Here is a 15,106-nt window from a genome sequence, read left to right on the forward strand (position 1 = left end):
CCAATTCGGGGACAGACCACCAACTCGAAGGAGATCGTGGTCAGCGTGACCCGGTCTGTCCCCGATCTGGCGCCAACTCGAAGGAGATCGTGGTCAGCGTGACCCGGGCTGTCCCGATCTATGTTGCAAACGGTCGTGGGGTCTGTTCCCCGATTTGGGGTAGCGATTAGTTCCCGGTGATTCGCTTGCCGTTGGCGTCGATGACCTGCTCGCCGTCTTCCTTCGCGAATGCGCCCTTCTGCGGGAGCGGCAGGATGTCGAGCACCAGCTCGGACGGGCGGCACAGGCGCACGCCCGCTGGCGTTACCACGAACGGACGGTTCATCAGGATCGGGTTGGCCACCATCGCATCCAGCAGCGCATCATCATCCAGCGCGGGGTTCTCGAGGCCCAGCTTGCCGTACACGCTTTCCTTGCTGCGCATCGCTTCGCGTACCGTCAGGCCGGCGTCGGCAATCATCTTGCGCAGCGCGTCTTTCGACGGCGGCGCCGACAGGTAGTCGACCACCTTCGGCTCGACTCCCGTATTGCGGATCAGCGCGAGCGTGTTGCGCGAGGTGCCGCAGCGCGGGTTGTGGTAAATCGTGATGTCCATGTTTATTGCTCTCCTTGTGTTTGATTGGTGCCGGGCCCGCAGGGCGCGCCGCCGCAGCAGTTCTCCGTCAGGAACCCAACCAGCGCGGCCATCGTCGCGAAATTGGCGGCGTAAATGACGAAGCGCCCTTCCTGCTTCGGCGTCACCAGCCCGGCGTTCGACAGTTCCTTCAGGTGGAACGACAGCGACGAGGGGGCAATGCCGAGGCCTTCCGCGATCTTCGAAGCCGCCATGCCTTCCGGCCCGGCCTGCACCAGCATCCGGTACACCGCCAGCCGCGATTCCTGCGCTACCGCCGATAAGGCCACCAGTGCCTGCCGAGTTTCCATATGTGCCATCCTGGCCTTTGATTCGATAGTTCAATAATATTCGAACTGTTAATTATGCACAATGGTTTTGCTTGTCGGGGCGCAGACTGGACTATAGAATCGCTCCTTTTTCCGGGACGCAAGAAATGTTGCTGCGCTCCACGGATAACATAGAAGGAGTCCTGGCCGTCCGGGAAGAAGGTCACTAATCCATGAGCAACCACGAGCTGCAGCCAGCCGCCCTGCCTACCTGGGGTCAGCGCACCTCCTTGCGAATCCTGAAACTGTTTGGCTGGCGCGTGCTGTTCAAGCCCTTGCCAGGTCCGCACGGTGTTGTGGTGGTTTACCCACACACGTCGAACTGGGATGTCGTCGTCGGCATGCTCGGCAAGTGGGCGCTTGGCCTGCCTTTCCGCTGGCTCGGCAAGGAGTCGCTGTTCAGCGGCCTGACCGGCAAGACGCTGGGCGTGTTCCTGCGCCGCTGGCATGGCGTCCCCGTCGAACGCCGCACCTCCACCGGCGCCACCACCCGCCTCGCGCGCCTGATGCACGAGTCGGACTGGTTCTGGATCGCGCTCGCGCCGGAAGGCACCCGCAGCTACCGCCCGAACTGGCGCAGCGGCTTTTATCACCTGACCCTCGCGGCCAAGGTGCCGCTGCTGATGGTGTATCTGGACTATCCAAACAAGACCATCGGTGTGATCGATTCAATCGACCTTACAGGCGACACGGAACGCGACATGGCCGCCATCGCCGCAGTCTACAAGGGCCACCATGGCCTGCATCCGGAGCTCGAGGCGCCCATCGTCCTGGCCCCTCCGCGCACCAGCGGCCAGCCCCTGGTTTAAGCGCCGCCATCACGCGGCGTTACGGCTGAACAGGGTCTTGTAGTAGATGGCGTTGGCGGTCCAGCGGCCGTCGGGCGTGCAGGCGTATTCCGGGATGCCGCCGATGTAGGTGAAGCCCAGTCCCCTGTAAAGCACTTCGGCCGGCGCGCCGGCTTCGGTATCGAGGAACAGCACGCCCCGCTCGCGCGACCGCGCCTCCGCTTCCAGCGCCGTCATCAGCGCGGTTGCCACGCCCCGCCTTCTCGCAGTGCTGTGCACGATCAGCTTTTGCACTTCGCCGCGATTGATGCCGTTGCGCTTCTGGCACAGGTCCAGCTGCACCGATCCAGCCACCGTACTGCCGCCCTCCTCCTCCGCTACAAATACAAGCCGCGAGCCGTCCTTCATCGCCAGCTCCACGCCGTCCCAGTATTCACGGGCTTCCGCGGCGTCCAGCCCGGCCAGGAAGCCCACCGAAGCGCCGTTGGCTACCGTATCGCGCAAGAGTTCCACGAGCTGCTCGCGCACGCCGCCGAAGGTGTCAGGTGTCAGGAGTCGGATATTCATGTGGCTCTTCATATAGTTGATGAGATACCGCGTGGATTAGCACAACACGTGCCATCCCGTTGAAGCCGGGCGCCGCCCCGCCGCGCGCCCCAAACCGGCGCGCCTGCCCCAACCCGGCGCACCAAATCCCCAATCCGGCGCAAGGCCGTCACAGCCAGATCGCTTGCTCATCCCAGCCCAGTTCCCGCATCTCCGCAGCGCGCGCCTCGCGGTCCATCTCGCAGAAAAATTCATCCAGCTGGGGCGGCGCCACCGAGGTCCCGGCCAGCATCGCATGCACCTGCCCACGATGGTGTATCTGGTGCTGGAACAGGTGCGCCAGCAGGCGCTCGCGCGTTTCGACCTGCACCAGGCTGCCGTGCAGGATCGCCACCTTGCGGTCCAGCGTGTCATCCGCCAGCCCCTGGCAGTAGTCGATCAGTCGCCGATCCGATTCCGCCTGCGCGGCCTTCAGGCTCGCACATGCGCCGAACGGCTGCTCAGGATTGAAGAACGACAGGTAGTCCGGATGCGGGTCAAGGCCCGCAACCTCGCGTTCCAGCGCATCGATATAGAACCAGTCCACCGTCAGGATGTGGTTCAGCGTCGCCTTGATGGACGGGAAAAAGCTGGTGCGGGCCGCCTCGAATTCCGCCTGTGTCAGGCGCGCGCAGGCTTTCAACAGCCGGTGGTTGGACCAGCCGTTGTTATAGGCTTCGGCCAGCAGATGGTGCGACAGCGTCATGGACAGGCTCCCGGATCTCGCCTTCGCATGGTATGCCGTCCCACGCCATCGCGGCGCTCAGGAAGATCTTTCCGTTCAGCGCGGCAGGCAGGTCGCTGGTCTTCAGCCGGTCCATTACCGGCCCCTTCACTTCGGCCAGGTGCAGGCCGATGCCGTGCTGGCGCAGGCTCTGGTTCAACTCGGCCAGCGCGAACAGCGCCGAGGTGTCGATCGAGCTTACCGCCGTCATTACCAGCACCAGGTGGCGCGCCTCCGGATGGCTGCGCAGCCCTTCCTCGACCCTCTGCTTGACCGCTTCCACGTTGCCGAAGAAAAGGTTGGCGTCGATGCGCAGCATCAGGATGTCTGGCCGGGTCTCGGCCGGATAGCGGTCGATGTTGCGGAAGTGCTCGGTCCCGGCGATCCGCCCCAGCACCGCGATGTGCGGCCGGCTGGCGCGCCAGATCAGGGTACCCATCGACAGCACCACGCCGATGATCACGCCCGCCTCCACGCCCATCGCCAGCACGCCGGCAGCCGTGGCCAGCAGGGCCAGCGCGTCGCCGCGGTCGTAGCGCCAGGCCGTTTTCAGCGTCGACAGCTCCAGCATGCCGAGCACCGCGACGATGATGGTGGCGGCCAGCGCAGGCAGCGGCAGCAGCGCCAGCCAGCCGGTCGGCGCCACCAGCGCCAGCGCCAGCAGCACCGCCGTGATGACGCTCGCCAGCGGCGTATTCGCGCCGGCCGCGAAGTTGACGGCCGAACGCGAAATGCTGCCGGTGACGGCGAAGCCGCCGCTCAGGGCGCTGCCGATGTTGGCCGCACCAAGCCCAAGGAGTTCGAAATTGCTGTTCAGTTTTTCCTGGCGCTTGAGCGCCAGCGCTTGCGCGGCCGACATGCTGATCAGGAAGGTCATGAAGCCGATCAGCAACGCCGGCTGTACCAGTGCGCGCCAGTGGGCGCTCGATGTGGCGAGGTTCAGGCCAGGCAGGCCGGCCGGCACCGCGCCGGTGGTCGCCACGCCTTGCGCCTGCAGGTCGATCGCAACCGACAGCACCGTAGCGCCCAGCACCACGAACATGGGCGCGAGCCGCACGCCGATGTCGGCGGCGGTGGCGCGCAGGCCGATCCGGCGCAGCAGCGGCGCGAGGGTGTTACGCGCAAACAGCAGCAGCGCCAGCGCGCCCACGCCCAGCACGGCGCTTGGCATATGGACGTGCTCAAGGTCGCCGCCCAGAAGCGCCTTTACCTGGCCCAGTGCGATCAGGATCGCCGAGCCGATGGTGAAGCCGCTCATGACGGGACGCGAAAAGAAGTTGGCCAGGAAGCCGATCCGCAGCAGTCCGCACACCAGCAGCACCGCGCCCGACATCAGCGCCAGCTGCCCGGCCAGCACCAGGTACAGCCCGGAACCGGGGGCGGCCAGCGGCGCCAGCGCGGCGGCCGTCATCAGCGAAATGATCGCCATCGGCCCCACCGACTGGGTCATGCTCGACCCGAACAGCGCATACAGCAGCGGCGGAAGGATGCTGGCGTAAATACCCACCACCGGCGGCAGGCCGGCCACCAGCGCATAGGCCATCCCCTGCGGGATCATCATCATCGCCACCACCAGGCCGGCACTGATGTCGCCGGCCAGCATCGCACGGCGGTAGCGCCTCAACCACTCAAGCATGACAATATTTCCGCGGAAAAACCGCAAGACTACCACGCGGCGCCGCACCATTCCAGTGCGGCAGCTTCCTTACCGTACCGGCGATGGCTCGGATTAGGCCGAATGTGTGTAAGCGCACCGTCAAGCCCGCAAGCAGCGCGAATACTTTCCAGATACAGTCAGGGAGGCAACGATGGATCAACTACCGGATGAAACGGGGCTGAATTCCGCCGTGGAGGGCGTGGCCGACAAGCAACGCGCCATCCAGAGCCGCCAGGACCAGAAGGATGCCGGCAGCAAGGAGGAAGAAAGCAAGGAACCGGTCCAGACCGGCGGCTTGGCACGGCCGGCGCCGCCGATGCCGCAGCAGCACCTGTTGAAACCCGGCCTCGAAGCGGCGATGGAGCTCAAGCCGCAGTTCATGGCCAAGGGCTATAAGGGCAGCGGCAAACTGGAAGGCCAGGTCGCGATCGTGACTGGCGGCGACTCAGGCATCGGCCGTGCGGTGGCGGTGCTGTTCGCGCGCGAAGGCGCCGACGTCGCCATCCTCTACCTCAACGAACACGTCGATGCCGAGGAAACCAGCCGCTGCATCGAGGCCGAAGGCCGCAGATGCCTCACCGTGTCGGGCGACGTCAAGGACATGGGTTTCTGCAAGAGCGCGGTCGACAAGGTAGTCAGGCACTTCGGCAAGCTGGACATCCTGGTCAACAACGCCGCCTTCCAGGAACACGCGCAATCGCTGCTGGACCTGACCGAAGAACGCTTCGACGAGACCATGCGCACCAATATCTACGGCTACTTCCACATGGTGAAGGCCGCCCTGCCCCACCTGAAACGCGGTGCCGCGATTATCAACAACGGTTCGGTGACCGGCCTGAAAGGCTCGAAGCACCTGCTGGACTACTCGTCGACGAAGGGCGCGATCCACGCGTTCACGATGTCGCTTGCAGCGAACCTGCTCGACCAGGGCATTCGCGTCAACGCGGTGGCGCCCGGCCCGGTCTGGACACCGCTCAACCCGGCCGACCAGTCACCCGACAAGATCGCCGAATTCGGCAGGAGCACCGACATGCGCCGCCCGGCGCAGCCCGACGAGATTTCGCCGGCCTTCGTGTTCTTGGCATCATCGGTTTGTTCTAGCTACATCAGCGGAATCGTGTTGCCGATCACCGGCAGCGTAGGCTGACAACCAAGTCCGGCTTGCCGGCGAAAGGACGCACATGGCACGCAGTCTTTGGAAAGGGGCCATCAGCTTCGGGCTGGTGCATATCCCCGTCGAGATGTATCCGGCGGTGCAGAACCACACACTGGACCTGACCATGCTCGACCGCCGCGACTTTTCGCCGATAGGCTTCAAGCGCTACAACAAGAACACCAACAAGGACGTGGCCTGGGACGACATCGTCAAGGGTTATGAATACGCCAGCGGCGATTACGTGGTGCTGTCCGAGGAGGACCTGCGCCGCGCCAATCCCGAGGCCACCGGCACCATCGACATCCTCGCCTTTGTGAACGCCGAGGAGGTGCCGCTGCTGTTCTACGAGCAGCCCTACTACCTCGCGCCCGGCAAGGGCGGCGACAAAGTATACGCGCTGCTGCGCGAAACCCTGCGCAAGACCGGCAAGATCGGCATCGCCAACGTCATCATTCGCGTCAAGCAGCACCTGGCGGCGCTGGTGTGCGTGGGCGACACCATCGTACTCAATACCCTGCGCTATGCGGACGAGATCCGCGACACCGGCGATCTGAAAGTGCCGTCCGCCTCGACCAAATCCGCCGCCATCTCGGACAAGGAGCTGAAGATGGCGATGGCGCTGGTCGAGGGCATGAGCGACACTTGGGACCCGGCCGAGTACCACGACACCTACCGCGAGGACATCATGGCCCTCGTTGAGCAGAAGGTGAAGGCCAACGAAACCAAGACCATCACCATGCCGGGCAAGGAGAAGGCGGCGCCGGTCTCCGGCAACGTTATCGACCTGGTGGCGCTGCTGCAGCAAAGTATCGGCAAGAAGCCGGGCAAGGCCGCAGCGGCCAATGACGAGGAAGAAGACGAGGAAGAAGAAGCCGCGGCACGCAGCAAGGTGCGCAAGGTGCCGGCCAAAACCGCAGCGAAGGCTGCGGCCAAAAAGACGCCTGCCACGGCAGCGAAGCCGAAGGCCAAGGCGGTCAGCGCCACCAGGGCCGCGGCGCCCGCACGCCGAAAAACAGCATGAGGAAGTGAATGGAAGATTTTTTCGCGCTGCTCGAATGGCCCGCCATGGCGATCAGCCTGGCGGCCGCCTGGCTGCTGGCATCGCAGAAAGCCGAAACGCGCATGATCGCTTTCGCCCTGCTCATCGTCGGCAACGTGATGTGGATCGCGTGGGGCTGGGGTGAGGCCGCGTGGGCGCTCATCGCACTCAATGTGGGGCTGATGGCGCTGAATGTGCGGGGGATCTTCAAGAACGAGCATCCGGGCGAAAGTGCGGCGAGTTAAAGCCACCACTGGTATCCACCGCTTAAAGACCGTCGTGCTCGCCACTGGCGAACCCAACTTCCCGCGAAAGCGGGAACCCATACTGAGCTCATGACGGACACTGAGCATGGGTTCCCGCCTACGCGGGAACGACGTGCATCTGCCGGCGATTCATCTCAACGTCCGCGCCGCCCCAGCGGCCTTACCGACGCCACCCTGTTAGTCATCCCGTACCTGTCCAGGTCCGCGACATTCCGATCCAGCGTCACGCAGCGCCCACGGAAGTTCTCGTCATCGCACAGCTCCCACACCCCGCTCATGGCCGCACTGCGCGCGCGCCGGTCGTTACCCGACAGGTAGCCAACCGGCCCGCGGAAGGTCGCAGCCGCGCCACGGAAATCGCGCTGGTCGTAGAAGGTCAGGAACTGCCCCTCTCCTGGCGGAGGCACAGGAGGCGAGCGCGGATCCACCGGCCGCAGCGATGCGATGCGGCCGCGGAAGTTATGCACGCGCAGGTCAGGCGCGCTGTTCTCGAACACCACGCAGTGTCCACGGAAGTTGGTGCGGTCGCACAGTTCCCACACGCCCCGGGTCACCGCCACGCTCTCCGCGCTGGCCGCCAGCCGCGGGACCGCGCCCCCGAAGACGGTCGAACGGCCACGGAAGTTGGTCCGATCGAACAGCGTCACCGACCAGCGGCGCCGCGCCTCCGCGCCGTAGGCGGGATCGTACGGCCGGCCATCCTGGGCATACGGCGGCACATCGGCGCCGCCCACCCGCCGGATCGATGAAATCACGTCGTTCCATGGAGTGCGCCTCAGGTCCGGTTCGTCGCTGCTGATCATGAAGCAACGGCCCCGGTAGAACGCGTCGGCGCACGCCTCCCACTGCTCGCCTGGCACCACCCGCACGCTGGAGATCACGTCGTTCAGGCCGACGCGGCCCAGGTCCGGTTCATCCTGGCGCAAAGTCACGACTGGGCCCCGGAAGTCCACGTCACCGTAGACCGAGATGCCGCCATAGTCCCCGGCTGGTGGCGGCGCGCTGCCGGCGCCGCCCACCCGCCGGATCGACGAAATCATGTCGTTCCATGGAGTGCGCCTCAGGTCCGGCTCGTCGTTGCTGATCATGAAGCAGCGGCCCCGGTAGAACGCTTCCGCGCACGCCTCCCATTGCTCGCCCGGCCCCACCCGCACGCTGGAGATCGCGTCGTTCAGGCCGATGCGGCCCAGGTCCGGTTCATCCTGGCGCAAGGTCACGACAGGGCCCCGGAAGTCCACGTCACCGTAGACCGAGATGCCGCCATAGTCCCCGGCTGGAGGCGGCACGCTGCCGGCGCCGCCCACCCGCCGGATCGACGAAATCATGTCATTCCATGGAGTGCGCCTCAGGTCCGGCTCGTCGTTGTTGATCATGAAGCAGCGGCCCCGGTAGAACGCTTCCGCGCACGCCTCCCATTGCTCGCCCGGCCCCACCCGCACGCTGGAGATCGCGTCGTTCAGGCCGAGGCGGCCCAGGTCCGGTTCATCCTGGCGCAAAGTCACGACTGGGCCCCGGAAGTCCACGTCGCCGTAGACCGAGATGCCGCCATAGTCCTGGGCCAATGCCGGCGCGCTGAAGCCCGCTACCGCCAGCAGGGCAAAGACAAGGAATCTGATCGTTCTCATTTTTTGTTCTCCTCGTTGATCACAAGTTCACTTCCGCACGAAAGGCTGCTTTCCCGCCCCGTTCGGAAGGGTTGAAAAATGAACTCAGCGCGCCGCCATAGTCGCTTGATGCAATCACCGGCTCTCAAACGAGAGGACCTGCACCTCATTTGAAAAAAGGTGCAGGGTATTTCCGCTCACTTCATAACGTGTCGTTGATGAGAGCGACTTCAGGAAAGCGGTTTCAGCGCGCTGCATGTCGTTATCGATGCAAGCCCGTTTGGTGCCAGCCATTGGCGAAAATGTCAGCCTGGAGCCGTCCGTCTGGAATGCCCCAATGAACCGATTGCACCCGCTGGAACCCGCGACGCGGTTCTGATTCCGGTCGAATTCCATATGTGGCGCTTCGGCGTTAAACCTGCGTCCCTCCATTTCGGACAATATCCATCGTTTGCCAAATAGTCCGGGCGTTCCGGCGTCGGGCCCATCTGTAAGACACGCCGCGGTCGGAGTGACATGCGTCGCCGCTAGCGTGGGTATATCGTCGCGCCGGAACGCATAGGCCACCGAGTCGACGCGCGATGGACAGCAGAGTGCGTCGGATTCCCTGTAGCGCGCGAAGTCGGCAGAAAAGCGCCCGGGGCCATTCAGGTGAATGCTGGTGAGCGCGCCATCCGTGCGCGAGTTCATCGGCACCGGCGAGAGCGTTCCGGCATACCTGCCATCCCAGTACACGAAGGCCTGGTACCCCAGAGGACGGCACATGCCGTCGAAACCCGACAGCGCCGTGACGATCCGTGTCGAATCGTAGCTGTACACCGGGCCATACATCAGCCAGCCGCGCCGCACGAGCGCCTTCTCCGCCGCACTGGCAGGCTGGCGTACCTGGTTAGCACGGCACTTGGCGGTGTTTGCGGAGTCGCCCTGCGGCGAGGGCCGCGGCAACTGCAGCAGGGCCAGGCCCTGCCGGTTCCAGTTAGAAAGCGGGCTGTCCAGCCACGCGTGCTGGGCGTGCGCCTGGTGGGTCAATGCGACACCAAGCAGCACGCCGACGACAAACCTCAGGTCCACGGCCTCACCTCATCGCGGTTTGCACCGCAGCGGACGCACGGAGCCGACACGATCCCTCAGCCCAAAGGTTTGTGCTGATGGCAACTAGTGCGAGCAGGGAATAGACAATCGAACTGATGATTCTCATCGTTATTCTCGTTACAGTACGACAGGTTCAGTCTTGCACAGAACTGGTGGTTGTCCAGTCCTGTCCGTTTGGCCGGAAAAGGTCATTTCCGGCCGTCTATCCAGGTGCTTCGTACCCCATTTTCTTCATCGCCTTCGTTAGCGTCTTCGCACTTTTCGCATACGCCGCCCACGGCTCATTGCCCCGGTCCAGGCGCGTATGCACGTTCTTCACATTCCATTGGTCGCCTGCCTTGACCGATTCGAGTTCGTCCCACGCCAGCGGCACCGAGATGCCGAGGCCGGGACGCACCCGCGCGGACCACGCGCAGACAGTTGTCGCGCCGCGCCCGTTGCGCAGGTAGTCGATGAAGATCTTCCCGACCCGGTTGCGCGGCCCGCTCTTGAACGCGAACCGGCCCGGCAAGGTCGCTGCCAGGTGCAGCACAATGGCCTGCGAGAAGTCGTTGACGGTATCCCAGTCGTAGCCTCCCTTGATCGGAACCACCACGTGCAGGCCCTTGCCGCCGCTGGTCTTGAGGTAGCCGGGCAGCCCCAGTTCATCCAGGAAGGCGTGCACCAGCTGCGCGGCTTCCTGCATCGTGTGCCACGCCACGCCCTCGCCCGGGTCGAGGTCGAACACCATGCGGTTGGGCGCCTCGTAGGCCTTGCCTGTCGCGTTCTGCGTATGGAATTCCACCACGTTCCACTGCGCCGCCGACAGGATGCCCTGGACGCTGCCGATTTCCAGCATCTGCGGATGGTCCGGGTCGAGCGCCTGGTCCATCTGCTTCACGCCGGGCAGCTTGCCCACATCCGCGTGCTTCTGGAAAAACAGCTCGCCGCCCACGCCCGCCGGCGCGCGCACCAGCGATACCGGCCGGCCCTTCAGGTGCTCCATCATCAGGGCACCGACCAGCGCGTAGTAGCGCACCAGTTCTATCTTGGTGGTGCCGCTCGCCTCGTCGATCAGGCGGTCGGGATTGCTCACTTTCAGGCTCGCGGGCAGTTTCCCTTCGGGCGCCGCCGGTTCCGCCGATGCCGTTTGTTTTTCCACGCCATCCTCCATGTGCTTCGGGGTTTCGCGTTTGATGCCCCTGGCCGGTTTGTCGTCGCGCAGGCCCTGGAACACCGCCTGCCGCACCGAACCGGTCTTGGTCCACTCGGCGAAGCTGACGTCCGCGACCAGCTTCGGCTTGACCCAGTGCGGCTTGCGCCCAGCCACCGCTTTCGGCGGAAATGGACTGCTATCGGTATCGAGCGCGCCCAGCCTGGCCTTCAGGTCGCGCAGCGTGGCTTCGGCGAAGCCGCTGCCGACGTTGCCGGCGTATTGCAGCACGCCGTCCTTGTCGTACACGCCCAGCAGAAGCGAGCCGATGCCGGGGCGCGAGCCCTGCGGATCGGTGTAGCCGCCGATGACGAACTCCTGGCGCTGCGCGCATTTGAGCTTGATCCATTCCGGCGAGCGGCGTTCGACATAGCGCGAGTCGCGCCGTTTGCCGATCACGCCCTCGAGTCCCAGTTTGCACGCTGCGACGATCAGCTCGGACGGATCGGTGCCGAATTTGGCGCTGAAGCGCACCATGTCCGGCGGCTTCGTGCCAAGCACCTCCTGCAGCAGCGCGCGCCGCTCCACCAGCGGCACCGCGCGCATGTCGTAGCCCTTGCAGTACGGAAGGTCGAAAATGAAGTAGGCGATTTCCGCAGTGTCCGAACCGTCGAAGGCCAGCTGCAGCATGCCGAAATTGGGCTTGCCGCTTTCGTCGTGCACGACGATCTCGCCGTCGTACCAGCCGTCCGGCAGCTTCATGGCAACCAGCGCCTTGTGCAGGACCGGCAGCTTGTCGGTCCAGTCGTGGCCATTGCGGGTGAACAGCTTGACCTGCTTGCCTTCGACCCGCGCCAGCAGGCGGTAGCCGTCGAACTTGATCTCGAACACCCAGTCTTCCGGGGTTGATGGCGGCCTGTCGACCAGGGTCGCCAGCTCGGGCGACAGCGTGTCCGGCAGCGCGGCCTTGACCGCACCGGCGGGCGCCTTTGCGCGGCCGGCCGATGCCGTTTTCGCGGGCGCTGCCTTCACCGGCGCGTCCCTGGCCTTCTTCGCCTTTTCCAGCGCGGGAGACTTGAGCGCCTTGACACTGTCGGGCATCTCGTCGACCACCGAGAACTCGGCGGCCGGGCGCGCATAGCCGTCCTTCTCCTTGATGAGCAGCCAGGGCTCCTGCTTTTCGCCCTTGCCCTTCATCCGTACCAGCACCCACCTGCCGTGCATCTTGTGGCCATGCAGGTCGAATTTCAGGTCGCCTCTGGCGTAGCCCTCGTGCGGGTCGCCCAGCGGTTCCCAGGTGCCCTTGTCCCAGATGATCACCTTGCCGGCGCCGTACTGCTTTTCCGGAATAGTGCCCTCGAAGTCGGCGTACGAAACGGGATGGTCCTCGACGTGGACCGCCATCCGCTTGTCCTTCGTGTCATAGCTGGGGCCCTTGGGGACCGCCCAGCTTTTCAGGGTGCCGTCGAGTTCAAGGCGGAAGTCGTAGTGCAGGCGGCTGGCCCAGTGCTTCTGGATCACGAATGTCAGTTCGCCGGCCGCGGCCTGGCCGCCTTCGGCCGGCTCCGTGGTAATTGCAAAGTTGCGTTTTGCCTTGTAAACGTTGAGCGGGTCGCTGGTTGCCATGGCAGGACCTTTATTACAGGATATTGTCGACTCTAGACCCCGCCGTTGCGCCCGACTGTACGCAAACTAACGCTTTCCTGCCGCCCCGCGCGCGTACTGCCGGGTTGTTCTACAATCGACGACTGTTAGCAAACGAACACCCGGAGCCCACATGCACAAGATCGTTTTCCTCGACCGCGACAGCCTCGTCGCCAACCTGCGGCGCCCCGGCTTCGCGCATGAATGGACCGACTATCCGGGCACCGCGCCAGGCGAGGTGGCCGAACGCCTGCAGGGCGCCACCATCGCCGTCACCAACAAGGTAGCGCTGCGCGCCGCCGATATCGAGCGCCTGCCGGATTTGAAGATGGTGGCGGTGGCGGCGACCGGCACCGACAACATCGACCTGGCGGCCTGCCGCGCACGCGGCATCGTGGTGTCGAACATCCGCGACTACTCGCTGGTGTCGGTGCCCGAGCACTGCTTCACCCTGATGCTGGCCCTGAAGCGCAACCTGCGCGCGTATATCGAGGATGTCGAGGCCGGGCGCTGGGAAATGTCCGAGCGGTTTTGCCTGCTGGGCCACAGCTTGGGCGACCTGTCCGGCAGCCAGCTGGGCATCGTCGGCTACGGGGCGCTGGGCCACAGGGTGGCGCAGATCGCGCGTGCGTTCGGCATGAAGGTGGCCGTCGCGTCGCGTTCCCCGGTGTCCGACCCTGGCGTGACGGCGATGACGCTGCCCGAACTGCTGCGCAGCTCCGACGTGGTGACCCTGCACGCGCCACTGACGGAGCAGACCCGCAACATGATCGGCGCCGCCGAACTGGCGATGATGAAACCCACCGCCCTCCTGATCAACACCGCGCGCGGCGGGCTGGTGGACGAGGCGGCGCTGGCCGCCGCGTTGCGCAAGGGCGTCATCGCCGGCGCCGGCTTCGATGTGCTGAGCAAGGAGCCGCCGGCCGAAGGCAATCCCCTGCTCGGCCTGCGCCAGCCCAACTTCATCCTGACCCCGCACGTGGCGTGGGCCAGCGCGGGCGCGATGCAGACCCTGGCCGACATGCTGGTCGATAACGTCGAGGCCTTCGGCAAAGGCGCCCCGCTCAACGTAGTCTAGGCCGGCACTTCCAGGCGCGGCACCGGGTAGGTCCCGGGCAGCAGGATGCCACGGTCGACGTGCTGCACATCGCGCAGGCCGCAGAAGGCCATGGTCAGGTCGAGCTCGTTGCGGATGATATCGAGGCAGCGCGTGACGCCCGCCTCGCCCATCGCGCCCAGGCCGTACAGGAAAGGCCTGCCAATATAAACACCCTTCGCGCCCAGCGCCAGCGCGCGGATCACGTCCTGGCCGGAGCGGATGCCGCCGTCCATATGCACTTCGATGCGCTGGCCGACCGCGTCCGCGATGGCAGGCAGCGCCTCGATGCTGGACTGGGCGCCGTCGAGCTGGCGGCCGCCATGGTTGGAGACGACCAGCGCGTCGGCGCCGCTGTCGGCCGCCAGGCGCGCGTCGACCGGGTCCATGACGCCCTTGATGACCAGCTTGCCGCCCCAGCGGCGCTTGATCCACTCGACGTCATCCCACGACAGCGCCGGGTCGAACTGCTGCGCGGTCCATGACGCCAGCGAGGACATGTCCGACACCTCGCTCGCGTGGCCGACGATATTGCCGAAGCCGCGGCGCCGCGTGCCCAGGATGCCCGCGCACCAGCGCGGCTTGCCCAGCATGTTGAGTATGTTGGCCACTGTCAGCTTGGGCGGCGCGCTCATGCTGTTGCGGATGTCCTTGTGGCGCTGGCCGAGCACCTGCAGGTCGAGCGTCAACACCAGCGCCGAGCATTTCGCGGCCCTGGCGCGGTCGATAAGGCGCTCGATGAAGGCGCGGTCGCGCATCACGTACAGCTGGAACCAGAACGGCCTGGTGGTATTGGCGGCCACGTCCTCGATCGAGCAGATGCTCATGGTCGACAGGGTGAACGGCACGCCGAACTTCTCGGCCGCGCGCGCCGCCAGGATCTCGCCGTCCGCGTGCTGCATGCCGGTCAGCCCGGTGGGCGCCAGCGCCACCGGCATCGCCACCTCCTGCCCGATCATCGTGCTGCGCAGGCTGCGGTTCTCGAGGTTGAGCGCCACCCGCTGGCGGAACTTGATTTTGCGGAAGTCCTCCTCGTTGGCGCGGTAGGTCGACTCGGTCCAGGAGCCGGCGTCGGCATAGTCGTAGAACATGCGCGGCACACGCTGTTTAGCCAGCCTGCGCAAGTCTTCAATCGTGGTGATGATCATCTGCTCGGGTCCGGTGGTGGGTTGGCGGGATACTTGCCCGTAATTTAACATTGCCAGACGCGCAGGAGAAGTTGCTTGCAGCCTTCGCAAGAAGTCTCTGGACAAATCCCGGCTGCCACCCTACAATGCTGCTTCTTCGGACGAGCAAGCCCGAAGGGCAACAGAGTGAGTAAGCAGGAGTCAGCAATCAGGACTTCCGCAAACAAACCGAAGCTGCTATAATGCTTGCCTTC

At 65.0% G+C, this 15,106-nt stretch carries 15 protein-coding genes; 5 read left to right on the forward strand and 10 right to left on the reverse strand.

Translation table 11 applies throughout. The features are described 5' to 3' along the window. Positions 1–166: 166 nt before the first annotated feature. Entirely contained in the window at positions 167–595 is a 429-nt protein-coding gene (gene arsC, locus D3872_RS08910) for an arsenate reductase (glutaredoxin) (RefSeq protein WP_119810430.1), read from the reverse strand. Between the two features lie 2 nt (positions 596–597). After that, positions 598–924 (reverse strand): ArsR/SmtB family transcription factor, encoded by a 327-nt coding sequence (locus D3872_RS08915; RefSeq protein ID WP_119810431.1) that lies wholly within the window; start codon positions 922–924, stop codon positions 598–600. Positions 925–1,115: 191 nt separating this feature from the next. Here D3872_RS08915 and D3872_RS08920 point away from each other — a divergent pair, with 191 nt between their 5' ends. Beyond that, the gene (locus tag D3872_RS08920; protein ID WP_119810432.1) at positions 1,116–1,751 is read left to right on the forward strand and encodes a 1-acyl-sn-glycerol-3-phosphate acyltransferase; all 636 of its coding nucleotides are present in this window, start codon (positions 1,116–1,118) and stop codon (positions 1,749–1,751) included. A gap of 9 nt (positions 1,752–1,760) precedes the next feature. Here the strand turns inward: D3872_RS08920 and D3872_RS08925 are convergent, their stop codons facing one another. The 3 genes from D3872_RS08925 to D3872_RS08935 all read right to left on the reverse strand — a co-directional run bounded on the left by D3872_RS08925 (position 1,761) and on the right by D3872_RS08935 (position 4,675). Continuing rightward, entirely contained in the window at positions 1,761–2,297 is a 537-nt protein-coding gene (locus D3872_RS08925; RefSeq protein WP_119810433.1) for a GNAT family N-acetyltransferase, read from the reverse strand. 148 nt (positions 2,298–2,445) lie between these two features. Then, entirely contained in the window at positions 2,446–3,021 is a 576-nt protein-coding gene (locus D3872_RS08930) for a DinB family protein (RefSeq protein ID WP_119810434.1), read from the reverse strand. Then, a complete protein-coding gene (locus tag D3872_RS08935; protein WP_119810435.1) occupies positions 2,984–4,675 on the reverse strand; it encodes a SulP family inorganic anion transporter in 1,692 nt (563 codons plus the stop codon). Before D3872_RS08935 ends, D3872_RS08930 begins: the two co-directional genes overlap by 38 nt. A gap of 172 nt (positions 4,676–4,847) precedes the next feature. Between D3872_RS08935 and D3872_RS08940 the strand changes: the two genes are divergently transcribed. Genes D3872_RS08940 through D3872_RS08950 form a run of 3 tightly spaced genes read left to right on the forward strand, consistent with a single transcriptional unit; the run spans position 4,848 to position 7,136 of the window. Continuing rightward, positions 4,848–5,843: an SDR family oxidoreductase gene (locus tag D3872_RS08940; protein WP_119810436.1), complete on the forward strand. Its 996-nt coding sequence runs from the start codon at positions 4,848–4,850 to the stop codon at positions 5,841–5,843. A gap of 34 nt (positions 5,844–5,877) precedes the next feature. Next, positions 5,878–6,873 (forward strand): non-homologous end joining protein Ku, encoded by a 996-nt coding sequence (gene ku / locus D3872_RS08945; protein ID WP_119810437.1) that lies wholly within the window; start codon positions 5,878–5,880, stop codon positions 6,871–6,873. Between the two features lie 8 nt (positions 6,874–6,881). Next, a complete protein-coding gene (locus tag D3872_RS08950) occupies positions 6,882–7,136 on the forward strand; it encodes a hypothetical protein (RefSeq protein WP_119810438.1) in 255 nt (84 codons plus the stop codon). A 155-nt stretch (positions 7,137–7,291) separates the two neighbouring features. Here the strand turns inward: D3872_RS08950 and D3872_RS08955 are convergent, their stop codons facing one another. The 3 genes from D3872_RS08955 to ligD all read right to left on the reverse strand — a co-directional run bounded on the left by D3872_RS08955 (position 7,292) and on the right by ligD (position 12,611). Next, positions 7,292–8,782: a beta/gamma crystallin-related protein gene (locus D3872_RS08955; RefSeq protein ID WP_119810439.1), complete on the reverse strand. Its 1,491-nt coding sequence runs from the start codon at positions 8,780–8,782 to the stop codon at positions 7,292–7,294. 114 nt (positions 8,783–8,896) lie between these two features. Then, the gene (locus tag D3872_RS08960; RefSeq protein ID WP_220476907.1) at positions 8,897–9,832 is read right to left on the reverse strand and encodes an META domain-containing protein; all 936 of its coding nucleotides are present in this window, start codon (positions 9,830–9,832) and stop codon (positions 8,897–8,899) included. Positions 9,833–10,055: 223 nt separating this feature from the next. Beyond that, positions 10,056–12,611, reverse strand: coding sequence for a DNA ligase D (gene ligD / locus D3872_RS08965; RefSeq protein WP_119810440.1), 2,556 nt, complete (start codon positions 12,609–12,611; stop codon positions 10,056–10,058). 151 nt (positions 12,612–12,762) lie between these two features. On the opposite strand from ligD, the gene D3872_RS08970 reads away from it, so the two are divergent. After that, positions 12,763–13,707 (forward strand): D-2-hydroxyacid dehydrogenase, encoded by a 945-nt coding sequence (locus D3872_RS08970; RefSeq protein ID WP_119810441.1) that lies wholly within the window; start codon positions 12,763–12,765, stop codon positions 13,705–13,707. On the opposite strand, the gene D3872_RS08975 is transcribed toward D3872_RS08970, so the two are convergent. Further along, positions 13,704–14,873: an alpha-hydroxy acid oxidase gene (locus D3872_RS08975; RefSeq protein WP_119810442.1), complete on the reverse strand. Its 1,170-nt coding sequence runs from the start codon at positions 14,871–14,873 to the stop codon at positions 13,704–13,706. The two genes, D3872_RS08970 and D3872_RS08975, sit on opposite strands and share 4 nt — an antisense overlap. 44 nt (positions 14,874–14,917) lie before the next feature. Next, a partial coding sequence (locus D3872_RS26015; protein WP_220476908.1) for a hypothetical protein occupies positions 14,918–15,106 on the reverse strand: 189 nt, incomplete at its 5' end.

The organism is Massilia cavernae, from assembly GCF_003590855.1.
Taxonomy (GTDB): Bacteria; Pseudomonadota; Gammaproteobacteria; order Burkholderiales; family Burkholderiaceae_D; genus Telluria_A; species Telluria_A cavernae.